The sequence below is a fragment of the Nocardia rhamnosiphila NBRC 108938 genome (assembly GCF_000720425.1).
GTDB classification, from domain to species: domain Bacteria; phylum Actinomycetota; class Actinomycetes; order Mycobacteriales; family Mycobacteriaceae; genus Nocardia; species Nocardia rhamnosiphila.
This window is the reverse complement of sequence record NZ_JOAJ01000008.1, coordinates 103,071-128,584: the sequence shown is the minus strand read 5'-3', so window position 1 is coordinate 128,584 and position 25,514 is coordinate 103,071. Positions and strand designations below refer to the sequence as shown.

General features: G+C 68.8%; 24 protein-coding genes and 1 other RNA gene. 13 read left to right on the top strand and 12 right to left on the bottom strand.

Annotated features, from left to right (window positions below; translation table 11 throughout):
- Positions 1 to 52: 52 nt before the first annotated feature.
- Positions 53 to 1,489, bottom strand: coding sequence for a type I glutamate--ammonia ligase (gene glnA, locus IG75_RS0124970; RefSeq protein WP_030523995.1), 1,437 nt, complete (start codon positions 1,487 to 1,489; stop codon positions 53 to 55).
- A gap of 498 nt (positions 1,490 to 1,987) precedes the next feature.
- Here glnA (IG75_RS0124970) and IG75_RS0124965 point away from each other — a divergent pair, with 498 nt between their 5' ends.
- Positions 1,988 to 2,440, top strand: coding sequence for an RDD family protein (locus tag IG75_RS0124965; RefSeq protein WP_030523996.1), 453 nt, complete (start codon positions 1,988 to 1,990; stop codon positions 2,438 to 2,440).
- 37 nt (positions 2,441 to 2,477) lie between these two features.
- A complete protein-coding gene (locus IG75_RS0124960; protein WP_030523997.1) occupies positions 2,478 to 2,846 on the top strand; it encodes a YrdB family protein in 369 nt (122 codons plus the stop codon).
- An 18-nt stretch (positions 2,847 to 2,864) separates the two neighbouring features.
- Here the strand turns inward: IG75_RS0124960 and IG75_RS0124955 are convergent, their stop codons facing one another.
- The gene (locus IG75_RS0124955) at positions 2,865 to 3,602 is read right to left on the bottom strand and encodes a DUF4191 domain-containing protein (protein ID WP_030523998.1); all 738 of its coding nucleotides are present in this window, start codon (positions 3,600 to 3,602) and stop codon (positions 2,865 to 2,867) included.
- Positions 3,603 to 3,739: 137 nt separating this feature from the next.
- Here IG75_RS0124955 and IG75_RS0124950 point away from each other — a divergent pair, with 137 nt between their 5' ends.
- Both IG75_RS0124950 and IG75_RS0124945 read left to right on the top strand, forming a co-directional pair.
- A complete protein-coding gene (locus IG75_RS0124950; RefSeq protein WP_030523999.1) occupies positions 3,740 to 5,143 on the top strand; it encodes a M20/M25/M40 family metallo-hydrolase in 1,404 nt (467 codons plus the stop codon).
- A 54-nt stretch (positions 5,144 to 5,197) separates the two neighbouring features.
- Positions 5,198 to 6,058 (top strand): alpha/beta hydrolase, encoded by an 861-nt coding sequence (locus IG75_RS0124945; protein WP_051714900.1) that lies wholly within the window; start codon positions 5,198 to 5,200, stop codon positions 6,056 to 6,058.
- 12 nt (positions 6,059 to 6,070) lie between these two features.
- Here IG75_RS0124945 and IG75_RS0124940 read toward each other — a convergent pair whose 3' ends face one another.
- The gene (locus tag IG75_RS0124940; protein ID WP_030524001.1) at positions 6,071 to 7,510 is read right to left on the bottom strand and encodes a neutral zinc metallopeptidase; all 1,440 of its coding nucleotides are present in this window, start codon (positions 7,508 to 7,510) and stop codon (positions 6,071 to 6,073) included.
- Positions 7,511 to 7,729: 219 nt separating this feature from the next.
- On the opposite strand from IG75_RS0124940, the gene IG75_RS0124935 reads away from it, so the two are divergent.
- Positions 7,730 to 8,071 carry an HPr family phosphocarrier protein gene (locus IG75_RS0124935; protein WP_030524002.1) on the top strand — a complete coding sequence of 114 codons (342 nt, stop codon included), beginning with the start codon at positions 7,730 to 7,732 and terminating at the stop codon, positions 8,069 to 8,071.
- Here the strand turns inward: IG75_RS0124935 and IG75_RS0124930 are convergent.
- From IG75_RS0124930 to IG75_RS0124920, 3 genes are all read right to left on the bottom strand, one after another.
- Complete coding sequence (locus IG75_RS0124930) at positions 8,014 to 11,025, bottom strand: bifunctional [glutamine synthetase] adenylyltransferase/[glutamine synthetase]-adenylyl-L-tyrosine phosphorylase (RefSeq protein WP_030524003.1); 3,012 nt, start codon at positions 11,023 to 11,025, stop codon at positions 8,014 to 8,016. The genes IG75_RS0124935 and IG75_RS0124930 overlap by 58 nt on opposite strands.
- 265 nt (positions 11,026 to 11,290) lie before the next feature.
- Positions 11,291 to 12,628: a type I glutamate--ammonia ligase gene (gene glnA / locus IG75_RS0124925; protein ID WP_030524004.1), complete on the bottom strand. Its 1,338-nt coding sequence runs from the start codon at positions 12,626 to 12,628 to the stop codon at positions 11,291 to 11,293.
- A 64-nt stretch (positions 12,629 to 12,692) separates the two neighbouring features.
- The gene (locus IG75_RS0124920; protein ID WP_051714899.1) at positions 12,693 to 14,243 is read right to left on the bottom strand and encodes an alpha/beta hydrolase; all 1,551 of its coding nucleotides are present in this window, start codon (positions 14,241 to 14,243) and stop codon (positions 12,693 to 12,695) included.
- A 165-nt stretch (positions 14,244 to 14,408) separates the two neighbouring features.
- Between IG75_RS0124920 and panB the strand changes: the two genes are divergently transcribed.
- The 4 genes from panB (at position 14,409) to IG75_RS0124900 (ending at position 17,645) form a co-directional block, all read left to right on the top strand.
- Positions 14,409 to 15,263, top strand: a complete 855-nt coding sequence (gene panB, locus IG75_RS0124915; protein ID WP_373863748.1) for a 3-methyl-2-oxobutanoate hydroxymethyltransferase — start codon at positions 14,409 to 14,411, stop codon at positions 15,261 to 15,263.
- A gap of 138 nt (positions 15,264 to 15,401) precedes the next feature.
- The gene (locus tag IG75_RS0124910; protein WP_245713216.1) at positions 15,402 to 15,800 is read left to right on the top strand and encodes a hypothetical protein; all 399 of its coding nucleotides are present in this window, start codon (positions 15,402 to 15,404) and stop codon (positions 15,798 to 15,800) included.
- Complete coding sequence (gene pip / locus IG75_RS0124905; protein ID WP_030524008.1) at positions 15,800 to 16,771, top strand: prolyl aminopeptidase; 972 nt, start codon at positions 15,800 to 15,802, stop codon at positions 16,769 to 16,771. The genes IG75_RS0124910 and pip overlap by 1 nt, the downstream gene beginning before the upstream one ends.
- Positions 16,764 to 17,645 (top strand): CHAD domain-containing protein, encoded by an 882-nt coding sequence (locus tag IG75_RS0124900; RefSeq protein ID WP_030524009.1) that lies wholly within the window; start codon positions 16,764 to 16,766, stop codon positions 17,643 to 17,645. Before pip ends, IG75_RS0124900 begins: the two co-directional genes overlap by 8 nt.
- A 141-nt stretch (positions 17,646 to 17,786) precedes the next feature.
- On the opposite strand, the gene IG75_RS0124895 is transcribed toward IG75_RS0124900, so the two are convergent.
- A complete protein-coding gene (locus IG75_RS0124895) occupies positions 17,787 to 18,083 on the bottom strand; it encodes a hypothetical protein (protein ID WP_245664590.1) in 297 nt (98 codons plus the stop codon).
- A gap of 421 nt (positions 18,084 to 18,504) precedes the next feature.
- Between IG75_RS0124895 and IG75_RS0124885 the strand changes: the two genes are divergently transcribed.
- Entirely contained in the window at positions 18,505 to 18,894 is a 390-nt protein-coding gene (locus IG75_RS0124885; RefSeq protein WP_156059166.1) for a hypothetical protein, read from the top strand.
- A gap of 116 nt (positions 18,895 to 19,010) precedes the next feature.
- On the opposite strand, the gene IG75_RS0124880 is transcribed toward IG75_RS0124885, so the two are convergent.
- The 3 genes from IG75_RS0124880 to rnpB form a co-directional block, all read right to left on the bottom strand.
- A complete protein-coding gene (locus tag IG75_RS0124880; protein WP_030524012.1) occupies positions 19,011 to 19,841 on the bottom strand; it encodes an NAD(P)H-binding protein in 831 nt (276 codons plus the stop codon).
- 56 nt (positions 19,842 to 19,897) lie between these two features.
- The gene (locus tag IG75_RS0124875) at positions 19,898 to 20,437 is read right to left on the bottom strand and encodes a hypothetical protein (RefSeq protein WP_030524013.1); all 540 of its coding nucleotides are present in this window, start codon (positions 20,435 to 20,437) and stop codon (positions 19,898 to 19,900) included.
- Positions 20,438 to 20,592: 155 nt separating this feature from the next.
- An RNA gene (gene rnpB, locus IG75_RS37545) (RNase P RNA component class A) lies at positions 20,593 to 21,008 on the bottom strand.
- Positions 21,009 to 21,120: 112 nt separating this feature from the next.
- On the opposite strand from rnpB, the gene IG75_RS0124870 reads away from it, so the two are divergent.
- The gene (locus IG75_RS0124870) at positions 21,121 to 22,008 is read left to right on the top strand and encodes an alpha/beta hydrolase (protein WP_030524014.1); all 888 of its coding nucleotides are present in this window, start codon (positions 21,121 to 21,123) and stop codon (positions 22,006 to 22,008) included.
- 87 nt (positions 22,009 to 22,095) lie between these two features.
- On the opposite strand, the gene IG75_RS37890 is transcribed toward IG75_RS0124870, so the two are convergent.
- A complete protein-coding gene (locus IG75_RS37890; protein WP_030524015.1) occupies positions 22,096 to 22,545 on the bottom strand; it encodes a DUF4870 domain-containing protein in 450 nt (149 codons plus the stop codon).
- Between the two features lie 285 nt (positions 22,546 to 22,830).
- On the opposite strand from IG75_RS37890, the gene fabG reads away from it, so the two are divergent.
- Positions 22,831 to 23,583, top strand: a complete 753-nt coding sequence (gene fabG, locus IG75_RS0124860) for a 3-oxoacyl-ACP reductase FabG (RefSeq protein ID WP_030524016.1) — start codon at positions 22,831 to 22,833, stop codon at positions 23,581 to 23,583.
- Between the two features lie 144 nt (positions 23,584 to 23,727).
- Here fabG and IG75_RS0124855 read toward each other — a convergent pair whose 3' ends face one another.
- Positions 23,728 to 24,858 carry a M20 family metallopeptidase gene (locus tag IG75_RS0124855; RefSeq protein WP_030525984.1) on the bottom strand — a complete coding sequence of 377 codons (1,131 nt, stop codon included), beginning with the start codon at positions 24,856 to 24,858 and terminating at the stop codon, positions 23,728 to 23,730.
- Positions 24,859 to 25,003: 145 nt separating this feature from the next.
- Here IG75_RS0124855 and IG75_RS37515 point away from each other — a divergent pair, with 145 nt between their 5' ends.
- Positions 25,004 to 25,486 carry a GNAT family N-acetyltransferase gene (locus tag IG75_RS37515; protein ID WP_051714898.1) on the top strand — a complete coding sequence of 161 codons (483 nt, stop codon included), beginning with the start codon at positions 25,004 to 25,006 and terminating at the stop codon, positions 25,484 to 25,486.
- Positions 25,487 to 25,514 lie beyond the last annotated feature (28 nt).

Genomic DNA, 25,514 nt, shown 5'->3' with positions numbered 1-25,514 from the left:
GACGGAAGGCGGTTCGTGAATGCTCCGTCGCAGGTCGGACCGCTATAGCGGTTTACACGTCGAAGTAGAGCTCGAACTCGTAGGGGTGCGGCCGCAGGTTCACCGGGGCGATCTCCTGCTCACGCTTGATGCCGATCCAGGTGTCGATCAGGTCCTCGGTGAAGACATTGCCTTCGGTGAGGTACTCGTGATCGGCCTCGAGGCGGTCGATGACCGAGGCCAGGCTGGTGGGGGCCTGCGGGATGTTCTTGGCCTCCTCCGGCGGGAGCTCGTAGAGGTCCTTGTCGACGGGGGCCAGCGGCTCGATCTTCTTCTTGATGCCGTCCAGGCCGGCCATCAGCATGGCGGCGAAGGCCAGGTACGGGTTGCCCGAGGAGTCCGGCGCGCGGAACTCGATGCGCTTGGCCTTCGGGTTGTTGCCGGTGACCGGGATGCGGACCGCGGCGGAGCGGTTGCGCTGCGAGTACACCAGGTTGATCGGGGCCTCGTAGCCCGGCACCAGGCGGTGGTAGGAGTTCACGGTGGGGTTGGTGAACGCCAACAGCGACGGCGCGTGGTGCAGGATGCCGCCGATGTAGTGGCGGGCCAGGTCGGACAGGCCGCCGTAGCCGGCCTCGTCGTGGAACAGCGGCTTGCCGTCCTTCCACAGCGACTGGTGCGCGTGCATACCCGAGCCGTTGTCACCGAACAGCGGCTTCGGCATGAAGGTGACGGTCTTGCCCTCGGCCCACGCGGTGTTCTTGACGATGTACTTGAACAGCTGCAGATCGTCGGCCGCGGCCAGCAGGGTGTTGAACTTGTAGTTGATCTCGGCCTGGCCGGCGGTGCCGACCTCATGGTGGCCGCGCTCCAGTTCGAACCCGGCGTTCTGCAGGTTGGTGGAGATCTTGTCGCGCAGGTCGACGTAGTGGTCGTAGGGGGCGACCGGGAAGTACCCGCCCTTGTTACGGACCTTGTAGCCGCGGTTCGGGCTGCCGTCGGGGTTGGTGGCCGCGCCGGTGTTCCAGGAGCCGGAGATGGACTCGACCTGGTAGAAGGCGCCGTTCATCTGCGAGTCGTAGCGCACCGAGTCGAAGATGTAGAACTCGGCCTCGGCACCGAAGAACGCGGTATCGGCGATACCGGTCGAGCGCAGGTACTCTTCGGCCTTGCGGGCGATATTGCGCGGGTCGCGCGAGTACGCCTCACGGGTGAAGGGGTCGTGCACGAAGAAGTTCATATTGAGCGTCTTCGCCGAACGGAACGGGTCGAGCTGCGCAGTGCTGTAGTCGGGCAGCAGCAGCATGTCGGACTCGTCGATGGACTGGAAACCGCGTACCGAAGAACCGTCGAAGGCGAGGCCTTCCTCGGCGAGGTCGGCGGTGAAGGCCTTCGCCGGGATGGAGAAGTGCTGCTGCACACCGGGCAAATCGCTGAAGCGGATGTCGACATATTCGACCTCCGAGTCCGCGATGTACTTGATGACCTCGTCGGCCGTGCTGAACGTCACTTGGTTCTCCTTACGGATAGATTCCCAGCCAGTATCGAGTGCGGGGCGTCGCGACCCGACGCTATGGACAGGGTGTTTCCCGCCAGTCAAGAGTGTGTTTCGCCAGTGTTACACGTCGGGTCGGCGGCGTGTCCTCGGCCACGCCACGAACTGCGGGTTCGGTCCGGGGCCCTCGGTTCGGGCTGCCCTTTATGCCCGGAATCCTGCGAGAACCCCACGTAACGGAGGCCGCCCGGCACTCGGGCGCCACACCGCCGACGGCGCGGTCGAGTCGAAGCCTATCCACAATCCGCGCCCGGCGAGTGGATGCACAGGTATACGAACAGCGCATGACCGGAGGCGCAGGCGACGGTACGCAGGAGCGGAGACGGAGGTACGCAGGGAGCGCAGGCCGGAGCGTATGCGGAGGTACGCAGGGAGCGCAGGCCGGAGCGTATGCGGAGGTACGCAGGGAGCGCAGGCCGGAGCGTATGCGGAGGTACGCCTATTCTGGGTTGCATGGCACGTATCACCGGCTCCTGGCTCTCCGGACCTCCCGTCGCTCCCGGTACCGGCAGCGACGATTACGCCGGATCGGGCCTGGGTCTGCCGCGAGAGGGCGCCGGGTCGCTACCGGGGATGTTCCGCCGCGTGGTCGCGATGCTGGTGGACTGGCTCATCGCGGTCGGTATCTCGGCGTTGATCGCGCAGGGTATGCCGGCCTCGTCGGTGAACCTGGGGCTCTGGTTCGTGATCGGGGTGGCGGCGGTGACGCTGTTCGGGTTCACCCCCGGGCAGTATTTCCTGCGTATCCGAGTGACCCGGGTCGATGCCGAGGCGCCGGTCGGGTTCCTGCGGGCGCTCGGCCGCCAGGTGCTGCTGGTGTTCGTGATCCCCGCGCTGTTCACCGACGCGGACGGACGCGGGATGCACGATCGCGCGACCGGCACCGCGGTGGTGCGTTCTCGCTGACCACTTACCACCGGTGGCGCCCGGTTACGCTCACGCGGTGTCACTGAATCCGGTACTGCTCGGTCTTCGATTCCTGCTCGAACTCACCGCCCTGGTTTCGGCCGGGGTGCTCGGCTGGCGGCTGACGGAGGGGCCGGGACGGTGGCTGCTGGTGATACTGCTCCCCGTGATCGCGGCGACGGCCTGGGGTGTTTTCGCGGTACCGGACGATCCGAGCCGCTCCGGGGCGGCTCCGGTCGCGGTCCCCGGCGCGATACGACTGCTGGTCGAGTTCGCCGTGCTGTTCGGCGGCGCGGCCGCGCTGTGGTTCGCCGGGCTGCCACGGCTCGCGCTGGTGTCCGCGGCGATCCTGCTGGCCTATCACCTGCTCGCCTACGACCGGGTGCTCTGGCTGCTGCGACGCTGAGCCACCGGCCGCACCGGGTCAGCGGCGGCGGATGGTGCGCTGCATACCCCGCATCTTGGCATTGGTCGGCATCGGCCCCTTGGGCATGGCCGGACCCCCACTGCGCGAGCTGAGGGCACTGAGCCGGCCCTCGATCTGATCCATCCGCTTGGTGTCGATATTGCGCGGGAGTTTGGTCAGGTAACGCTGGAGTTCCTTCAGCGGGACCTGCCCCTCCTCGTTGCCGATCACTACGTCGTAGATCGGGGTGTCACCGATGAGCCGGGCGGTGCGCTTCTTCTCCTGGGCCAGCAGCGACCGCAACCGTTGCGGCGATCCCTCCCCCACGAAGATCACCCCGGGCAGACCGATCACCCGGTGCACGGCGTCGAGCTGGGTGGTGGCGGCGATACCATTGCTGACCCGCCATTTGCCCTGCAGGTTGTCCAGCACCCACGCGGCGGCACCGGCCTGGCCCTCGGCTTTTCCGTAGACGGATTTCTGCACACGGCGGCCGAAGATGATGAAGGCGAACAGCAGACCGAGCAGCAGGCCCAAGGGCAGCAGGAACCACTGCACACCGAAGAGGAAGCCGATCCCGAACAGCACCAGCGCGGTGACGACCACCGCGCCGATCATCAGCGGCAGCAGCAGCTTGTCCTCTTTGCGCTGCATCTGGAACGCCTGCCAGATCTGCTGACGACGTTCCTTCGACTGTGCTTTGCGCGCCGCTTTCGCCGCGGCCTTCGCCTCTTTGTCGGGCTTGCCTGCTGCCATGGCTCCCAGAATAATGCCCGGCCCGCGACGGTCCGGCCACGGGACGGACTCCGGCCGCAGGCGGCGGCGCCCGGGTACCGGCACCGCACCGCCGGACGGTCCGCGCCGGGGGTTGCGCGGGCGAGGAGAATGCAGGGATGTCCACCGAACTGGAGGCCGATCCGGCGGCCGGCGCACCGGTCGACGACGCGACGGCGGAGCGCCTGGCCGCGGCGCTGCGCTGCGTCACGGTGTCCCGGGAGGAGCCCGAGCCGGGCCTCGACGGCTCCGGCCGGGCAGCCGATACGGAGTTCCGGCGCCTCGCCGAGCACCTGGAGCGGTCGTTTCCCCGGGTGCACGCCGAACTCGAACTCGAGCGCTTCGGGTACAGCCGGCTCTATACCTGGCGGGGCGTGGACCCCACGCGAACGGCCGCGATCCTGCTCGCGCACCAGGATGTGGTGCCCGCGGACGATCCGGCCCTCTGGACCCATCCGCCGTTCGCGGGTGTCGTGGACGCGGAGTTCATCTGGGGCCGCGGCGCGATCGACGACAAGAGCCGGGTGCTGGCCATCCTGGAGGCGGTCGAATCCGCCCTGGCCGACGGGGTGCGGCCCCGGCACACCGTTCATCTGGCGTTCGGCCACGACGAAGAGGTGTTCGGCGACCGGGGCGCCGTGCGGATGGCCGCCCGGCTCCGGGAGCTGGGCGTCCACGCCGACCTGCTGCTGGACGAGGGTGGGGTGGTCACCGAGGGGATCGTGGACGATGTGACCGTTCCGGTGGCCACGATCATGGTCGGTGAGAAGGGCTACGCGACGGTCCGGTTGTCCGTATCGGAGAAGGGCGGGCATTCGTCCATGCCGGGCCGGCGGACCGCGGTCGGGCGGTTGGCCCGCGCCGTGAGCCGGATCCAGGACGATCCGATGCCCTTACGGGTGACCCCCGTGGTCACCGATATGCTCGCCCGCCTGCGCCCGCATCTCCCCGCGACCAAACGCCGGCTGCTCGGCTTCGCGGCGCTGGCGGCACCGGTGATCACCCGGATCATGGCCGCGGCGCCGCAGACCGAGGCGCTGGTGCGGACCACCACGGCACCGACGGTGATCCGCGGCGGAGTGAAGGCGAATGTGCTGCCGCAGCAGGCCGAGGCGCTGATCAACTTCCGGATCCTGCCCGGCGATACGGTCGACTCGGTACTCGCGCACTGCCGCCGGACCATCCGCGACCCCCGGGTGCGGATCGAACTGGTGGGGACCGCGTCCGAACCCTCCCCCGCGACCGGCCCCGGTCCGCAGTTCGACCTGATCGCGCGCCTGACCGAAGAGGTGGTGCCCGGCGCCGCGGTGACCACCGGCCTCGTCCCCGGCGCCACCGACTCCCGCCACTACGACGATCTGGCCGCCACCCGCTGCAATTTCGCCCCGATCCGGCTCACGGCCGCGGATCTGGAACGGATACACGGAAACGACGAGCGGCTGTCCCGGGTGAACTACGCTCGCCTCATCGACTTCAACCGGCGCCTGCTCACCGCGCTCGCCGAGCCGGAACAGGCCGGCTGAGAGGCGATACCTCCGCCTCCGCCGATCGCACGCACCGACTTCGAGGGAGACCTTGTGACCAGCGACCAGGACATACGAGTGGAGCGTGGGGAGTTCAAGCACGCCGGGCACCGGCTGAGCCGGCGTTCCTGGGTGCCCGCGACGGCGGTGCGCGGGGTGATCGTCCTCGTGCACGGCGTGGCCGAGCATTCGGGTCGCTACGAGTACGTCGCACGGACCCTGGCGACCGCCGGGTTCGCGGTGTACGCGTTCGACCATGTGGGGCATGGGGAATCCGCCGACGCGGGCTCGCGCGCCAATATCGGGTCGATCGGCAACGCCGCCGACAATGTGGCGGCTCTCCTCGATCTGGCGCGCACGGAAAACCCCGGCGTACCGGCGTTCGTGATCGGCCATTCCATGGGTGCCCTGATCACCCTGTACCTGGCGACCAGGGCGTCACTGGAGGTGGCCGGGGTGGTGGTCTCGGCGCCGCCGTTGCTTATCGACGCCGGGAATCCGGCGCAGCGGCTGCTGGCCCCGGTGCTCACCCGACTGGCGCCGAATCTGGGTGTGCTGAAACTCGATTCGTCCCAGATCAGCCGTGACCCGGCGGTCGTGGCGGCCTACGACAGCGACGCGCTGGTGTTCCGCGGAAAACTGCCCGCCCGCACGGCGACCGAGATCCTCACGGCCGCCGGCGCCGTGCTCGACCGCCTGCCGGAGTTGCGGGTTCCGACACTCGCGCTGCACGGAACCGGTGACGCTATCGCCGCCCCGGCGAGTACGGACCGGATCGAACAGCGAGCGGGTACCACCGATCTCACCGTCCGCCGCTACGACGGGCTCTACCACGAGATCTTCAACGAGCCCGAACGCGACGAGGTACTCGCCGATGTGGTCGCCTGGCTGGACGCGCGGGTCACCGGAGAGTGAGCGCCGGTGCGTCTACTCGTACTCCGCGAGGCAGGCGCTCTCGCCTTCGAGCACGCCCAACCGGAACGCGTCCAGCCGTAGATAGCCCTCGGGGACCACATCGCCGTTGACATCGCCGGCGGCCATGCCGTCGGCGAGCAGGCCCGAGACCGCCTCGTCCAGATCGCCCGCGGAGAGGCGCGGATTACTGTTTTCCCTGCTCAGCGCCGTGGTGACCACACCCGACAGACAGGCGGTACGCAGCCCCGCCGTCTCGGCGCCGACCAGGGAGAGCTGTTTGTCGTTCTGGTAGGCGAGGGTGTAGCGGGAGACGAACACCACGAAGGCGTTGTAGTCACCGGCGACAATGGCCGACAGCGGTTCGTCTTCGCCGCCCGTTTCGCCTGCGCGCTCGGCGAGCGCCTCGACATCCGTGCCGATCACATCGGTGACCGGACAGTACGCGACGGGCGCGGTGGGGGTGGTATCGGAGCAGCGGGCCGGCACGCCGTCGTAGTCGTATTCGGGTGAACCGGTGACCGGCAGGATATAGGCGAGCGCGGCGGCCATATCCGCGAGGGAATCCTCGGTGACCTCCAGCTGCAGGTACTCCTCTCCGGGTTCCTCGAAGGTCACCGGGAGGCCGGACCGGCGCTCCTCGATCTCCTGCTCGTCGATCTGCGCACACGCCTCGGCGCCGTTCGTATAACCCATCTGGACCGCCGTGACCCGCTCGAAGGCGCTGCCGTGCACATTGTCCGGGTCGTCGGGATCCCGGTCGCGGACCGCGACGGTGGCGCCCAGAACACCGTTGAGACCCTCGGTGGTGTTGAGCGTGAAATGCCGGGAATCGCCCTCGGCCACATGCCGTAGGAAAACGCCGGCCAGGCAATCGGCCTGCTGTTCGGTGACCAGCCCCGGGGAGTCCTCGGTCGCGATCCCGGCGGGTATCTGCAGAGCGTGCCCGTATTCGTGGGCGAGCACCATCACCACGGCCATGTCGCCGAACTGCTCGACCAGTTCCGGCAGCAGTACGCCGCGGTCCCAGCCGATGGTCTCGTCCGTTCCGCAATAGGCGGCGTTCACCAGTTCGTGGGTGCCGACCGTGCAGAACTCGACCGAGTCGCGTTCGGGGGCAGTGGCATCCCAGGAGATGAGTTCCGATACCGGCCGGAACTCGCCCGGGAAGGTGGCCGGATAGTTCTCCGTCCAGAATTCCTCGATATCGGCGACCGCGTTGAGCGCGAGCCGGTCCATCTCGCCGCCGTCACCGTTTTCGGCCTGCCGGTCGGTGTCGGGTACGCCCTCCCGGGGACCGCTGGGCCCCGTGCTGGTCGTGGCTCCCGTGATCTGCCACGGGTTCTCGACATCGCGCTGTGTCGAATTCGCCTGCGAGCACGCCGACAGCGCCGAAACCGTCAATACCGCCGCCGCCACCGCGACGACCAGCCGTGACCACCGTGTCCTGGCCATTTCCGCCTCCCCGTTCCTGCGCCGGACCCGCGGGCCCGGCGCCGCCCGATCGCGATACCGCCGCGACCGCGCCGAGGAATATCGAATCACAAGGCGGGCAACGGCGTACAGCGCCGAAGTACGGGCGGCTCGTTCACTCTGCGATATAGGAGTCGTCGGGACGGCCGTTGGCACCCGGTCCGGTCCTACACTGAACTCCATCCGTCCCGAGGAGGCCCGGTGTACATCGAGGAATTCCGTTCGCCCGGCCCGTTGACGGCCGTGGCCGCCGAGGAACTGGCGTTCTGCCTACCGGGCGGTACCTCGCGGGTCACCGTCGCCGCCAACGACCGCTCGGTGAACCTGCCGGTGCTCCCCTGGTGCTGGTCCGACCTCGGAATCGGAAAGGACACCCGGGTGACGATCACCGCGCAGGGCGGTTACCGCCCGGCCGATCTGGAGGACCGCCGAGCGCTGGAGCACCTCGTCACCCGGTTCCGGGCCCTGACCGCTCCGGACGTTGATCAGACGCCGAAGACCCGCTCCACCACAGCTCGGGCCCGGCGGGTGATCCGCAGGTAGTTGTCGAGGAACTCACCGCCGTCGTCGGTGGGCCAGCCCGCCACCCGGGCCACCGCCGACAGCATGGTGCCCGGACCGGGCAACTGGTCGGAGGGTTTACCGCGCACCAGAACCAGCGCGTTGCGGGCCGCGGTCGCGGTGATCCACGACTGACGCAGCAGGTCGGTGTCCATCGGGCTCAGCAGCTCCGCCTGTTCGATCACATCGAGCGATTCCAGCGTCGAGGTGTTGTGCAGGGCCGGGATCTCGTGCGCGTGCCGCAATTGCAGCAGCTGGACGGTCCATTCGATATCGGCGAGGCCACCACGACCCAGTTTGGTGTGGGTGGCCGGGTCGGCGCCGCGGGGCAGCCGTTCGGAATCGACCCGGGCCTTGATTCGGCGGATCTCGCGGACCGCATCGGCGGAGACCCCGCCCGCCGGATAGCGCACGCCGTCGATCGTATGCAGGAAACGCAGGCCCAGTTGCTGATCGCCGGCGACCTGGTGGGCGCGCAGCAGTGCCTGCACCTCCCACGGCTGCGCCCACTGGCGGTAGTAGGCGTCGTAGGCGGCGAGGGTGCGCACGAGCGCGCCGCTGCGTCCCTCCGGCCGCAGGCCCGCATCGACCTGCAGCGGCGGGTCGGTGCTGGGGGCGCCGAGCAGTTTCTGCACCTGCTCGGCGATACCGTTGGCCCATTTCACGGCGACGTGCTCGTCCTCGCCGGGCCGCGGATCGCAGACGAACAGCACATCGGCATCGGAGCCGTAGCCGAGTTCCCGGCCACCCAGCCGGCCCATCCCGATCACCGCGAAATCGGCGGGCGCGGGCGCGCCCCGTTCGGCGACACTGGCCCGGATCACCGCGCGCAACGATGCCTCGAGCACCGCGACCCACACCGCGGACAGAGCGGCACAGACCTGTGGCACGTCCAGCAGGCCCAGCAGATCCGCCGACGCCACCCGGGCGAGTTCGTGCCGGCGCAGGGAACGGGCGGTGGCCACGGCCCGCTTGGGGTCGGTGTAGCGGTCGGCGGCGGTGAGGATTCCGTTGGCCACCTCGACCGGCTGGGTGCGCAGCAGTAGCGGTCCCTGCGGGCCGTCGGCGTACATGCGGATGGTTTCGGGGGCGTTGATCAGCAGATCCGGCAGATACGCCGAGGAACCCAGCACCATCATCAGCCGCTGCCCGACCGCGCCCTCGTCGCGCAGCACCCGCAGATACCAGTCCTGATCCACCAGCCCTTCCGACACCCGCCGGTAGGCGAGCAGCCCGGCGTCGGGGTCGGGAGTCTCACCGAGCCACTCCAGCAGGGTCGGCAGCAGTACCGCCTGGATCCGGCCCTTTCGCGAGACACCGCTGGTCAACGCGCGCAGATGGCTGAGCGCGTGCTCGGGCGAGGCGTACCCGAGCGCGGCGAGCTGCCGGACGGCGGCGTCCGGGCTCAGGCGCAGCGCGTCGGAGTCCAGCCGGGCCACCGATTCCAGTAGCGGCCGGTAGAAGAGTTTGGTGTGCAACCGGCGGATCCGGCCCGTCTGCCGCCGCAGCTCGGCCTGCAACACTCCCGCGGCATCACGTCTACCGTCCGGGCGGATATGCGCGGCGCGGGCCAGCCAGCGCATACCTTCCTCGTCGTCGGCGGCGGGCAGCGTATGGGTGCGTTTGAGCCGCTGCAACTGCAGCCGATGTTCGAGCAGACGCAGGAATTCGTAGGAGGCCGTGAGGTTCGCGGCGTCCTCGCGGCCCACGTATCCGCGCGCGGCGAGCGCCGCGAGGGCTTCCACCGTGCCCTGGACGTGGAGTTTCGGATCGACCCGGCCGTGCACGAGTTGCAGCAGCTGGACCGCGAACTCCACATCGCGCAGGCTGCCGCTGCCGAGTTTGAGTTCGCGCTCGCGCAGGTCGGCGGGCACCAGATCCTCCACCCGGCGGCGCATCGCCTGCACATCCGGGACGAAGTCCGGCCGCTCGGAGGCCGTCCACACCAGCGCGTCGGTGGCCGACCGGTACTGTTCGCCGAGTTCCAGATCGCCGGTCATCGGCCGGGCCTTGAGCAGCGCCTGGAACTCCCACGTCCGCGCCCAGCGCTGGTAGTAGGCCAGATGGGAGTCGAGCGTGCGCACCAGGGCGCCGGCTTTGCCCTCGGGCCGCAGCGCGGCGTCGACCTCGAAGAAGGCCGAGGAACCCACGGTCATCAGTTCGGCGGCCAGGCGGGTGGCGACGGCATCGGCGGGTTCGGCGACGAAGACGATATCGACATCGCTGACGTAGTTGAGTTCGCACGCGCCGCTCTTGCCCATGGCGATCACGGCCAGCCGCACCGGGCACGGCTCGTCCCGGCACACCCGGGCGACCGCCACCGCCAGCGCGGCGGTGAGCGCGGCGTCGGCGAGCGCGGTGAGCTGGCGGCCCACCAGCTCGTAGGGGATCACCGGCTCGTCCTCGACGGTGGCGGCCAGATCGACGGCTGCCAGCAGCATGAGTTGATCGCGGTACCGCTTGCGCAGCGCCGCGACCACTTCCGGTCCGGATTCGGTGGCCCGGTACAGCATCGGCGCGGCATGGGGCCCGGACTCCGGTACGCCGCCGACGACCGCGAGCAGATCGGCGATCAGCTCGTCACGGTCGGGTAGCTCCTCCCGGCGCAACAGCACCCAGGCCTCCGGATCGGCCACCAGATGATCGCCCAGCGCGGTGGAGGAACCCAGCAGCGCGAACAGCCGGCCGCGCAGCATCGTCTCGGCCCGGATCGCCGAATCCAGCTCGGCCCACTCGTTCCCGAGCGCCTCGAACAACCTGATCAGCGTGTTCAGCGCGAGGTCGGCGTCCGGTGACCGCGACAGCGACCACAGCACCGGAATGCTCTCGATATTGTCCCAGCCGAGCGTTTTCAGCGAATCGGCGGCCGACGGTTCGAGCAATCCCAGGCGGCCGACGCCGGGGACGGCGGACCGGGCGGACGGTGGGCGGACCATGAGCTCAAGGTACCGACAACCGGGCTCGAAATGTGCTGCACCCCTCGGTCGCGAGCGGTCACCGGCCACACGGCGCGGAGTCACGGAACCGGCCGGTCCAGGCGGCGGGCCGACCGGTTACCGAACCGGGGAAGGAGGCCGTGACCGTCACCGGCCGAACCACGGTGTCACCGACATCCGCGCCGGCACCGCGGCCCCGAGCGGATCGCGGGCCTCCCGCCCGCCGAGCGACCGCAGGGGGGCGCCGGGCGGACGAGGGACGAGATCAGAGACCGAGGTATTCGCGCAGCTCGAACGGCGTCACCTGGGCACGGTAATCCGACCATTCACGACGCTTGTTGCGCAGGAAGAAGTCGAATACGTGCTCACCGAGCGTTTCGGCGACCAGCTCCGAGCGCTCCATCGCGTGCAGTGCCTCGTCCAGAGTGCCGGGCAGTTCCTTGAACCCCATGGCACGCCGTTCGGCGGCGGTGAGCGACCAGACGTCGTCCTCGGCCTCCGGCGGCAGCGTGTAGCCCTTCTCGACACCGCGCAGGCCGGCCGCGAGCAGGACCGCGAAGGTCAGGTACGGGTTGCAGGCGGAATCGGGGCTGCGGATCTCGACGCGCCGCGACGACGACTTGTTCGGGGTGTACATGGGCACCCGGACCAGCGCCGAACGGTTGGACCGGCCCCATGAGGCCGCGGTCGGCGCCTCGCCGCCGTGGATGAGCCGCTTGTAGGAGTTCACCCACTGGTTGGTGATGGCGCTGATCTCGTGCGCGTGCTCCAGGATGCCCGCGATGAAGGCGCGCGCCGTCGCGGACAGGTTGTCCGGGTCGTCCGGATCGGAGAACGCGTTCGCCTCGCCCTCGAACAGGCTCATATGCGTGTGCATGGCCGAGCCCGGGTACTGGGCGAACGGTTTGGGCATGAACGTGGCGCGCACGCCCTCGTCGATGGCCACTTCCTTGATCAGATAGCGGAAGGTCATCACATTGTCGGCCATGGACAGGGCGTCGGCGTAGCGCAGGTCGATCTCCTGCTGGCCGGGCGCGCCCTCGTGGTGGCTGAACTCCACCGAGATACCCATGGATTCGAGCGCGTCGATGGCGTGGCGCCGGAAGTTCGGCGCGGAATCGTGGACCGCCTGGTCGAAGAAGCCACCGTTGTCGGCGGGGACCGGGTCGACGCCGTCGGGCTGGTTCTTCAGCAGGAAGAACTCGATCTCCGGATGCACATAGCAGCTGAAGCCGACATCCCCCGCCTTGTTGAGCTGACGCCGCAGCACATGGCGCGGATCGGCCCACGACGGCGACCCGTCGGGCATGGTGATATCGCAGAACATCCGGGCGGAATGCTGGTGGCCTTTACTGGAGGACCACGGCAGCACCTGGAAGGTCGACGGATCGGGCCGGGCCACCATATCGGCCTCGGAGATGCGGGCGAACCCTTCGATCGCCGATCCGTCGAATCCGATGCCCTCCTCGAAGGCTCCCTCGAGCTCGGCGGGCGCGATGGCGACGGACTTGAGATAGCCCAGTACGTCGGTGAACCAGAGACGCACGAAGCGGATATCCCGCTCTTCGAGCGTCCGCAGCACGAATTCCTTCTGGCGATCCATGACCGCGAGAGTAGGCACCCGGCGTTAAATCCGTGTTACATGACGCGCCGCGCTGTGTGTCGGATCAACAGCGTAGGCCCTCGGCGGGGGGTTCGAGGTCCACCAGGTAGCGCACGACCGCATCGTCCACGCAGGTGGCGCCGCCGTTGAAGACCACCGTATGGCTGTCGCCCTCGTGGGTGATCAGTGCCGCACCGAGCTGGTGGGCCAGGTCGACGCCCGCCTGGTACGGCGTGGCCGGATCGCCGGTGGTGGACACCACCACCAGCCGGGGCAGCCCCTCGACGGAGATATCGTGCGGCCGGCTGGTGTTCGGCACCGGCCACTGCGCGCACAGTTCCAGCGGCGCCGCTCCGGTGCCACGGCCGTCGTCCAGGAACGGGGCGGCCCGGCGGTATTCGGTGTCCTGTCGGCCGGCGACCGCGCGATCGGTGACCCGCGGGTCGTCCACGCAGCGGATCGCGTCGAAGGCGTCGGTGAGATTGCTGTAGGTGCCGTCGTCGCGGCGGCCGTTGTACATATCGGCGAGCTGTAGCAGCGTATCGCCGCGGCCCTGGGACAACTCGGTGAGCCCGATGGTGAGTACCGGCCAGAAATCCTCCCCGTACAGCGTCTGCTGCACACCGGTGATCGCATCGTCGTAGCCGAGGCCGCGGGGATCGGTGGTGGCGGCGGGCGCATTCCACAGCGGATCCACCAGGGCACGGAACCGCGGCACCGCCTGCGTCGGATCGGTACCGAGCGGGCAGTCCGGTGATTGCGCGCAGTCCGCGGCGTACGCGTCGAAAGCCTTCTGGAAGCCCGCTGCCTGCCGTAGCGATTCGGCCACCGGGTCCTGCGAGGGATCGATGGCGCCGTCGAGGACCATGGCACGGACATTGCCCGGAAATTTCTCCGCGTACGCGGTCCCCAGCCGCGTACCGTAGGAATAACCGAGATAGGTCAGCTTCCGATCACCCAGCACCGCCCGCATGATGTCCATATCCTGGACCACCTCGCGGGTGCCGACATGGGCGAGGAATTCCGTACCGGTGCGGGTCACACAGCGGTCGGCGTACTGCCGGTTCTCGGTCTCGGCCTCGGCGATCCCCTCCGGCGTGTTGGGCTCCGGGAGTTCGGCCCGCTCGGCATCGGCTTCCTGCGGGGTCAGGCAGTCGACCGCGGGCGTGGAGGCGCCGACCCCGCGCGGATCGAATCCCACCCGGTCGAACCGATCGGCCAGCTCCGTCCCGCCGGCCAGCATCACCGTGGACAGCCCGGACATACCCGGACCGCCGGGGTTGATCAGCAGCGAACCGATCTTGTCACCGGTCGCGCGCATCCGGGACACCGCGAGCTGCGCGGTCGGACCGGCGGGGTCGGCGTAGTCGACGGGGACCTCGATCCGTGCGCACTGCGCCGCCGGGGGCAGCGCTTCGCCCGGATCGGTGTAGCCGGCACAAGGCTCCCAGGCCGGGGTCTGGCCGTAGAAACGACTCAGCTCGGCGGGGACCGGCGCGGGCGGGTCCGGTTGTTCCCGGACCTCGTCCGCGCATCCCGCGACCAGCACCGTCGCTACAGCCAGCACCGCCAGCACACCCGCCGGCACTCCACACCCGCTCCGCACTGCCGCCATGCTAGCCGGGTCGGGCCCGGACCCGGGGATGTGACCAACCGCACCTGGTCGCGGGCTTAAGTCGGGCTCGGCCGCGGGTGCACACTGGAGGGCGTCAACCAGACCCGGGGACCCGATCAGGGCCTCGAGGAGACGAAAGGGACGATGATGTCCGAATCATCAGGCATGCTCGATTCCACATCGGAAACACCCGCCTACGGTGCCCCCGCGGCGGCGAAACCGGCCCGGCGGCCCACCCGCGTCCAGCATCTGCAACAGATGAAGGCGACCGGTGAACGCTGGGCGATGCTCACCGCCTACGACTACTCCAGCGCCCGGCTCTTCGACGAGGCCGGCATCCCCGTACTGCTGATCGGCGATTCGGCCGCCAATGTGGTGTACGGATACGAGACCACCGTGCCCATCACCACCGACGAGCTGATCCCGCTGGTCCGCGGCGTGGTACGCGGCGCCCCGCACGCCCTGGTGGTGGCCGACCTGCCGTTCGGTACCTACGAGGGCTCCCCCGAGCAGGCCCTCGCCACGGCCACCCGGTTCATGAAGGAGGGGGGCGCGCACGCGGTGAAACTGGAGGGCGGTGAACGCGTCGCCGACCAGATCAGATTGCTCACCGCCGCCGGTATCCCGGTAATGGCACATATCGGCTTCACCCCGCAGAGCGTCAACACCCTGGGCGGCTATCGCGTCCAGGGCCGCGGTGAGGGCGCCGAGGGATTGCTCGCCGACGCGATCGCGGTTCAGGCCGCGGGCGCGTTCTCGGTGGTGATGGAAATGGTCCCGGCCGAGGTGGCGGGTCAGGTCACCCGCAAGCTCACCATCCCCACCGTCGGTATCGGCGCCGGCGCGGACTGCGACGCCCAAGTGCTGGTCTGGCAAGACATGGCCGGGTTCACCAGCGGAAAAACCGCGAAGTTCGTGAAACGGTTCGCCGCGGTCGGCGACGAACTGCGCGGGGCGGCCGCCGCCTATGCCGAGGAGGTACGCCGCGGCACGTTCCCGGGTCCGGAACACAGTTTCTGACCCCGGCCCGGGCTCGTGACGGCTCCCCACTCCGGCGCGGGATGGCAAACTCGGTGTCGACGGTTTCGACTCTCGAGTTCTGAGGTACTGATGCGGCGACGCGCTTGGACAACACGGGGTGCCCTCACGGTGGCGGGAGTGTGCGGGGCAATACTGCTCACCGCGTGCGGCGGTGTGCAGACGGGTTCGGAAGACACCTCTCCGGCCGCCTCGTCCGCTTCCGCCACCACGTCGGCAACCACGAGCAGCGCCGCACCCGCCACCCCGCTCGAGGTCTCCGACAAGGCGGCCCAGAACCTGTGCGACATGATGCGCCCCGAGCTGTCCAACTGGCGCGTCCAGGGCCCGACGCTGGGCCGGATCGGTCTCAACGCCATGGTTCACGAATGGGCACTCACCAACGGCGGGATCAACGCCCAGGTCCTGGCCGACAAGGCCGTGGTGGACCGGGCGACCGTCAAGGCCTGCCCGGATGTGCACGACGAGGCCGTGCAGGCACTCGAACTTCCCGACCTGGCCTCCGGCCTGGCGTTCTGATGCGTCCGCCGTACCCGCCGATCGAACCCTACGAACGAGGCATGCTCGAGGTCGGCGACGGCCAGGCGGTGTACTGGGAGACCAGCGGTAACCCGGACGGGAAACCCGCGGTATTCCTGCACGGTGGTCCGGGCGGCGGCACCATCCCGCACAACCGCCGGTTCTTCGACCCGGGCCGCTACCGGATCGTGCTGCTCGATCAGCGCGGCTGCGGCCATTCGACCCCGCATATCGCCGACGGGGCCGACCTCTCGGTCAACACCACCGCCCATCTGATCGCCGATATCGAAGCGCTGCGCACCGCACTCGGTATCGAGCGGTGGCTGGTTTTCGGTGGCTCCTGGGGTTCGACCCTGGCGCTCGCCTACGCGCAGCGGTATCCGCGGCGGGTCACCGAACTGGTCCTGCGGGGGATATTCCTGCTGCGCCGTAAAGAAATCGACTGGTACTACAACGGCAGCGCCGGCTACGTCTACCCCGACGAGTGGGCGAAATTCCTCGCCCCGGTTCCGGCGGCCGAACGCGGCGGCGACCTGGTGGAGGCCTACCACCGGTTGTTCGCTTCCGCGGATCCGGAGGTCGTCACCGCGGCGGCCCTCGCGTGGACCGCCTGGGAGAGCGCCACCAGTACGCTGCGCCCCGACCCCGAGCGGATGGCCCAGACCTCCGATACCCGGTTCGCCCTCGCCTTCGCCCGGATCGAGAACCACTACTTCCGGCACGGCGGCTTCCTCGACGAGGCCCAGCTGCTACGCGATATCGGCGCGATCACCCATATTCCCGCGGTCATCGTGCAGGGCCGCCACGATATCGTCTGCCCCGCGGTCAGCGCGTGGGAGCTGCACCGCGCGTGGCCGGGGTCGCGCCTGCACATCGTCGACGACGCCGCGCATTCCGCCGCCGAACCCGGCATCACCCATCATCTGGTCGAGGCGACCGATACCTTCGCGACGGTGGAACATCATGGCTGACGAACAGACCGCGGCGGCCGACGCCCTCACCGACGCGCTGGGCGCCGATATCGAACGCCTGCTCACCGCCGAACCGCAGGTGCGGGCCGACGCCGACGATTCGGTCCATCAGATGCGGGTCGCGACCCGCCGGTTGCGCAGTGTGCTGCGCTCCTACAAGAAGCTGCTCGATCCGGACGCCGACAGCCGGATGCGCACCGAACTCGCCTGGCTGGCCGGGCTGCTGGGAGTGGCGCGCGACGCGGAGGTCCGCGCCGAACGTTTCACCACGCTGCTCGACCGATACGCCGATCCCGGGTCGGCCGCCCTCGCTCCCACCCGCGACCGTCTGGTCCGTGCCGAACGCGACCGGTACGCCGCCGCGCACGGCGAGATCCTGACGGCACTGGACAGCGACCGCTACCGCGCCATGCGGCGGGAGCTGAAGAAATGGCGCGACGCTCCGCCGTTGCGTGAATCGGTGGACGCGGTACCGGCCGGCGAAATGTTCGAGACGGTACTGCGCAAGGACCGGAAACGGGTGCGGGGCCTGGTGCGGTCCGAGCCGACCGTGGCACCCGCCGACCGGATCGAACTGCTGCACGATATCCGTAAGAGCGCCAAGCGTTTACGGTATTCCTGCGAAGCCGCCACCGCGGTCCTCGGCGATACCGCCGCGGACCTGGGCAAACGCGCCAAACACCTGCAGACCGTGCTGGGCGATCACCGGGACGCGGTCGAATCCTACGATGCGCTGCGCGCCCGCGCCGCCGAAGCCCGTGCCGCGGGCGAGGACACCGCCCTGTTCGAGACACTGGCCGATGCCGAGGACACCGCGGCCGGTCGCCACCTGGCGCAGTATCCCGCGGCGGCCGCCGCCATCGACACGGCCTGAGTCCCGGCTCCGAAAGCCGAGCGGCGGAGCAGGTTTCGAGAGCGAGGCACAGCGGGCCGCTCGTCGCGCCCCGGCCGGAAACGGGCCGGGCCGGTACCGGGTTGCCCCGGTACCGGCCCGACAGTACGGAAATCCGTAGGACTACTGCAACGCCAGCATCGAGCCGCTCAGTTCGTGCAGCGGACCGAACACCGTGAAAGTCACCCGGCCGTTCGGGTAGGTGGAGGAAACGGCCGCGGCCGCGTCCAGCGCCTGACCGAACGACGGAGCGGACGGATGCGGAATACCCGCCACCATCTGCCCGACATTGTTCTGATCCACCCAGCGGGTATCCGCCGGGCTGAGGTCCACCCGCACTCCACCGGGCAGCGGTGTCACCGCGACGGCACCGGCGGAGCCGGCGCCCACGGTAGCGAGAACAGATGCGGCCCCGGCCATCAAAGCTCCGGTTGCCAAGGTACGTGCTACCCGCATATGTGTTGTGACCTGTCTTCCGATAGGTATGAATCGGCTCGTTCCGCGAACTCCAGGGCACCGGGCGAGCCTGCCGACCCCGCATACTTTATGACGGCGATCACCATTTATGCCAGTTCTGCACGAATCCCGCCGGAAAAGATCGTGCCCACCTGGCAACTGATACTGTGGCGAACCGTAAGCATCCGACTACATCCGAGCTGGAGTTTCCTCACGTATGTCCACTCTCATCTATGACTATCTGCTCCCCCTCGTCGGTCCGCAGCAGGCTGCCTCCCTCGCGCAGATGTTCGTGATCGGTCCCTCGGCCTGAGTAGCCGCTGGATGAACGTCGTCCCCCGCCGGGCGGGGGACGGTGTCCATCTCGCGGAGTTACCATCCGGCCGTGTACAGACCTCTCCCCTTGCTCACCGCTGTCCTCGTCGCGGTCCTGCCCACCCTCACCGCCTGCCGGAGCGACGGCGCCGATCCGACCCCCGCGGCATCGGCGACGACAGCCGCCGCGACTCCTGATACCGCCCAGATCGACCAGGTCAAGGCCGGTTCCTTCGTGATCGGCTTCCGCGGCGCCTTCCCCGGCCTGGCCGAAGGCCGCGACGATGCGGCGATCACCGGGATCTACACCGAAACCTGCGCCGAGGTCCGGGCCGGCGAACCGGAGGACGAGGTGGTTTCCGCGGTGTCCGACCGGCTCGCGGTCGGCGGCACCGAAGCGACCGACGCCGAAACCCGGGCCGTCTACCAGATGGTCGCCGTCATGTGCTCGAACGGGTAGCCGCACACCGATCCGCGGACCGGTGAATTCGCAGTCGTGCCACGTCGTGGAATTCACCGGAAAAAGGGTGAGTGGCACGAATCCGAGCGGCCCGGGCGAAACGGTGGTTTTTCCGATCAACGCCCGCGGGCGGCATCCGCACCGAAGAATTCGGTCGCATATCGCGCGGCCCATTGTGCGAAGGTCGTCGCCGGGCGACCGATTATTTCTTCGACCACCCGGTTCGGCGGCAAGGTGTGCCCGTCCAGCCCGATGAGAACATTCTCGACATACCATTGCGCGGTGTCGCCCATCGCCGGGCGTAGCGCCCGCACGGTCTCCGCGGGGGTGACACGCAGGAAATCGATCGTCCGGCCCAGCGCGGCGGCGATCTCCCGCACCAGTTCGGCCCGGCTCAGTTTCTCCGGACCGGTCAGCGCGTACGCCCGGCCCCGATGGCCGTCCGCGGTCAGGGCGACCGCCGCGACCGCCGCGATATCGTCCATCGCGATCGGCGTACTGCCGGCCCCGGGATCGGGTTCGCGCACCGCGCCGGTCTCCCGGATCTGCTGCGCCCACATTCCCGTGTTCTCCATGAAATCCCCGGGCCACAGATGGGTCCAGGCGATCCCGCTCGCTTCGACCGCCGTCGCGATCGCCCCCCACCAGCTGTCCGGTTCGCCGGAGAGATCGACGATATGGCGCACCCCGGCGGCGCGGGCGACTTCGACCACCTCGTCCACGCCGTCCTGGATCGACGCCAGGTACATGCGATCCACCCCATCGAACGCGGCGGGCAGCGTTTCGGGCCGGCGTAGGTATCCGCGAACCGCTTCGACGCCGGCCGGCAACGCGGCCTTCGCCGGGTCGACGGTGAGCGCGCGGATATCGGTCGCACCTCGGACCAGCAGCTGATCGACGACCTTGCGGCCGATGTTCCCGGTGGCACCGGTGACCAGAATCGCCATACTCATCTCCTCCCTGTGCCTGCGCAGTCACCGACCCGGCGGTCGCCGGGGCGAGCTCAGCGGTGGAACTTCGAGAAATCGCCCTGCCACAGCACGCTGCCCGCGGTCACCACCGCCGGATTCAGCTGCGCCTTGGTCACTTTGTACGCATGTTTCACCGTCTGGCGGCTGCCGGGCGGGATCAAGCCCTGCACGCCGTCACCGAACCCTTCCGACGGTGACTTGACGTGCGGGGCCGGGGTGCCCGCGTCGCCGTACACCACGGTCGGCGTCGTCCAGTTCTTGCCGTTCCACACATCGTCGGTGTTGTTCTCGATCTGCAGGGTGATCACGGTCACCGGCCCCTGCTGCGAGTTCACCTCCTCCACCGACACGATGAACGCCGCCAAACCGGACTGACCGACCGCGGTTTCGGTCGGGTCGTACAGCCCGCGTGTTTTCGTCGCGGGGGGCACGCTCGCCGCCGAGGTCTCCGCGCTGGCGACGATCGTCAAGGGCTGGGCGTGGGTGGTCGGTGCGTCATCGGCGGCGGCGCAGGCCGACAGTGCGCACACGGCGGCCCCGACTGCGACGGCGGCGAATTGTCTGGCTCTCATCGTGTTTCCCTGTTGACGGCACGGGGCACTCGGCGGCCCCCGCTGTGAAACAAAGATCGTACGCCCGGTTCCGCCTCCGTCCAGTTCCCCGCTGCCACCGTCGGGAACGGCCGCGAGAATCCGGCACGCGCGGCCGGGGCGGGGTGGACGGAGTGCGGACGAGCCGGCCAGTAAGCCGGATCCTGTCCCCGGTTCGCACCGAGGGGCGGCCATCCATCTGGGCACACCGTCGCCGGGTACCTCGAGCGGTCCACCCGCAGGCTCGGGCGAGCAGCCCTCGAACACCTGCGCAACCGCACCGCGAGGTGCGATCTTCGACCTTGCTCCGGGCGGGGTTTACCGAGCCGCCCCGGTCACCCGGGGCGCTGGTGCGCTCTTACCGCACCGTTTCACCCTTACCGCACGGCCCTCGCGAGCCGTGGGCGGTCTGTTTTCTGTGGCACTGTCCCGCGGGTCACCCCGGGTTGCCGTTAGCAACCGCCCTGCTCTGTGGAGTCCGGACTTTCCTCGGCGCCGAGCGTGACACCACTGGGGTGTCCGTTCCCGGCGCCGCGACCGCCCGGCCGACTCATCCGCCGGATCAGGATACTCGGTGGCGCCCATCCGCCCACCCCCGGTCGCCGCGCGCTCCTGCCAAGGCTGGATGACTCGTCCGGACCGATGACTCGGTACGGTCGATGATCATGGAGCGTGTCGAGGTCGGCTTCCCGTCGGGAGGTCAGAAATGTGCCGGCTGGTTGTACCTACCGGCCGGCCCACCCAAACCGCGCCCCATCGTCGTGATGGGGCACGGGTTGGGGGCCAACCGGGAAATGGGACTGGATCGGTTCGCGCGGCGGTTCGCCGCGGCGGGAATGGGGGTGCTGGTCTTCGACTACCGGCATTTCGGGGGCAGCGACGGCGACCCCCGTCAGGTGGTGAATCTCGCCCGGCAGCGTGAGGATTGGATCGCCGCGGTGGCCTACGCCCGGACGCTGCGCGGTTTCGATGCCACCCGCATCGCGCTGTGGGGCACCTCGCTGGGCGGGGGGCACGCCCTGGCCGTCGCCCCGGATGACGCCTATATCGCGGCGGTGGTCGCGCAGGTCCCGTTCGTCAGCGGATTCTCCTCCGCACTGGCGAAGGGACTGCTGAGTTTCGTGAAGGTGGGCTTCCTGGCGGCGTCGGACCTGGTGTTCGGCACGATTTTGCGCAAACCGGTACAGATCCGGCTGGCCGGACGTAAACGCGCCACCGCGATGATGACCGGTTCGGATGTACCCGCCGGATTCGGCCGATTGGCCGAGGAGAGCGCGAACTACCGGCCCAAGATCGCGGCCCGCGCGGCCTTCTCGATCCTGTTCGCCCGTCCCGCCCGGCATGTGAAGGAATTGAAGATGCCGGTGCTGTACGCACTGTGCGACAACGATTCGATCACCCCGGTGAAACCCGCGCTGCGGGCGGCCGAGAAGACCAAGCACGCGGTGGTGAAGCGGTATCCCGCGGGTCATTTCGATCTGTACTTCGACGAACTCTTCGAACAGACCGTCTACGACCAGACCGAGTTCTTGATCTCGGTGCTGCGTCCCTGACCGCCGGTACCGGATAGAACTGCGCCCATCCGGTCCCGCGCGAATGTGCCCGGGCCGGCGCTACGACCGCCGGCCCGGGCACACCTGCTACTTCACCAGCGAGAGATTGAACGGGTACTTGTACTCACGGCCATTGTTGGCCGCGATCCCGGCCAGCACCGAGAAGACGATGCCCGCGATCCAGACGATCGGGAACAGCAGCAACCCGATCAGCACGATCATCAGCACCGCGGACACCACGTAGGCGATCGCCAGCACGATCTGGAAGTTCAACGCGTCCACGGCGTGCCGGCGCACGAACTCGTCGCGGTCCTTGTACATCACCCAGACGATGAGCGGGGCGACGAAGCCCAGCACGATACCGCCGAAATGGGCCAGTGCGGCCCAGAGCTTGGCATCGGCCGGCGAGACCGGTGCCTGATTCGGTGCCCCATAGGGCTGCTGACCGGGACCGTAGGCCGGTTGGGCGCCGGCCGGGGGCTGCGCGGGATAGGGTTTGCCCGTCGTCGGATCGTACGGGGACTGAGGAGTGGTCATCACATTCCAAACTGCCTGGTGAGTGGGGTGTTTCGAGAATAGATGGCCCACTACCCATTTGGGGAGTGCGGAAAACCCACACCTAGGTGAATAAACGGACAGGGCAGCGAAGTTCGACCCGGCGAGACGCTGCCGGACCCCGACGGGGCACAGACCGCCGACCTGCACTGTCCGATACGCACAGCACCCTCGCGGAGATCTTGTCCGGCCATCCCCTCGATCCACGCCCCCATACGTTGTTAGATGGCGTAAGAACAGTTGCCCACACGAGAGGACTTCGAACTGATGGCCGAGAGGATCGCAGTAGTATCCGGCGCCGCCCGCGGAATCGGGGCGGCCATCGCCAAACGGCTGGCCTCCGACGGGCTGCAGGTCGGGGTCCTGGACCTCGACGAAGCAGCCTGCGCCGAGACCGTGTCGGCGATCGAGAACGCCGGCGGCAAGGCGATCGCGCTCGGCGCCGATGTCAGCAAGGAGGACTCGGTGAACGCCGCGGTGGAGCGGCTGGCCGGAGAACTCGGCGCGCCGACCGTGGTGGTCAACAATGCCGGCGTATTGCGCGACAACCTGCTGTTCAAGATGAGCGTCGACGACTGGGACACCGTACTGGGTGTCCATCTACGCGGCGCCTTCCTGCTGACCCGGGCCGCCCAGAAGTACATGGTCGAACAGAAGTGGGGCCGGATCGTCAATATGTCCAGCACTTCGGCGCTGGGCAATCGCGGCCAGGTGAACTACTCCGCCGCCAAAGCCGGTATGCAGGGCTTCACCAAAACCCTCGCCTTCGAACTGGGCAAGTACGGGGTCACCGCCAACGCGATCGCCCCGGGTTTCATCGTCACCGATATGACCGCCGCCACCGCGGCCCGGGTCGGGGTGGATTTCGAGGACTTCCAGAAGGGCGCCGCCGCGCAGATCCCGGTGAACCGGGTCGGCTACCCGGAGGATATCGCTCATACGGCGTCTTTCCTGGTGAGCGAGGGTGCGGGATTCGTCTCCGGGCAGGTCATCTATGTAGCCGGCGGGCCGAAGGACTGAGGGTTACGGCCGCGGGACGGCCCCGAATACCCCCGGCCGTCCCGCGGCCTGTACGGCAACGGCAACTACCCGCTGCCGCGGCGGTCGGACCGATTGCCGACGGGCTCCCCGAACCCGGCCGTCCACCAGAACCGAACTCCCCGGTCACGGGTGCGGCGGCCGGTGCCGCAACCGCTCCAGGAGGGCGGCGAGCAGGGCGACCCGTTCCGGCATGGCATTCACATCGACATATTCGTCGCGGGCGTGCGGATGACCACCTACCGCGCCGAGCCCGTCCAGCGTCGGGACACCGATCGCGGCCGTGAAGTTGCCGTCCGAGGCGCCGCCGGACCGTACAGCACGCAACGGGGCCATACCGAGCTCTCGCGCCGCCGCCTCGGCTTCGCGGTACAGCCCGCGGGCACTGGACTCCTCGAACGGCAGTCTGGCGATACCGCCGGTGACCGTCACCGTCGCTCCCGGCAGACGGGGGGCGAGCGCGAACATCGCCCGATTCACCTGTTCCAGATCCGCCACCGACCACGATCGCGCGTCCACCGAGCACTCCGCGGATTCCGGGACGGTGTTCACCGTGGTACCCCCGGCGAGGACCGCCGGCACCACCGAGGTGTTCTCGGAAGCCAGGCCGGCGATCGCGAGGATCTGATGTGCCAGCTCGATGCCCGCGTTCACCCCCAGCTCCGGCTCCAGTCCGGCGTGGGCCGCCCGGCCGGTGACCGCGACGCGATAAGCGGCCAGGCCCTTGCGCCCGATCTTCACCGCACCACCGTCCGCGCCGGGCTCACACACCAGGACCGCCCCGGCCTTGCGCGCCTGCTCCTCGATCAACTGCCGCGACGATACCGAACCGACCTCCTCGTCACTGGTCAGCAGGACGCTCACATGCGACGCGTCCGCGAGGAGTTCGATCGCGGCCAGCGCCTGCACGATTCCGCCCTTCATATCGAAGGTGCCGGGACCGGTGGCGATCCCGTCGGTGATCTCGAACGGCCGGTCGGCGATGGTACCCACCGGCCACACGGTGTCGAAATGCCCCAGTATCAGCACTCCGGGATCGGGTGCTTCGGCCAGGACGTGCACGTTCTCACCGACGCGTTCCGAGCGCACAGGGCGTTCGAGTGCCTCCGACAGCCACGGCCAGATCAACGCGGCACAGCGCTCCAGGCCCCGCGGATCGTTCGACGGGGACTCGCAGTCCACCAGCAGACGGAACCGGTCCAGCATGGCGGGAAGTTTTCCCGCGGCGGCGTCCAGTAGCTCGTCGGCGTTACGCATCCGCCGATCCTCCTACCATCCCGGCGGTCGCGACCTCCGCGACACGAGAAACCGATGCTCCGCCGTACCGCGGAGCTCGCCACCCAAGCGCGAGCTTCACGTTATATCCGTTGCCGCACAGCAATATTCACCGCATCATCGATGAATGCGGATACAACGGATCGGACCGGAGGACTGGCGCGTTGCACGCCTGGTCCGATTGGACGCACTGGCCGGATCGGCACCCGGAACCTTCTCCACCAGCCATACGGAGGCGCTCACCTGGGACGAACCGCACTGGCGGGAGTGGGCCGCCCGGCGGGATCCGTTCTTCGTGGCCGGATCCGACGCGCAACCGGCGGGTTCGGCGGGGGTGATCCTCACCCCGGACGGTCCCGAACTGGTGTCGATGTGGACCGCGCCGCGGGCGCGCCGGACCGGAGTGTCGGACCGGCTGGTCCGCGCCGTGATCGACTGGGCGACGCAGGCCGGTCACCCGAGCTTGCGGTTGTGGGTGCTGGACGGGAACCGGCCGGCCGAACAGCTGTATCTGCGCACCGGGTTCGCTCCCACCGGGGCGAGCAGACCGTGTGCCGAGGACGACCCCCGCCCGGAGAACGAGATGATCCTGCCGCTGCCCGCGGATTGAGAGGTTTGCCGCTCTTCCCGCTCTTATC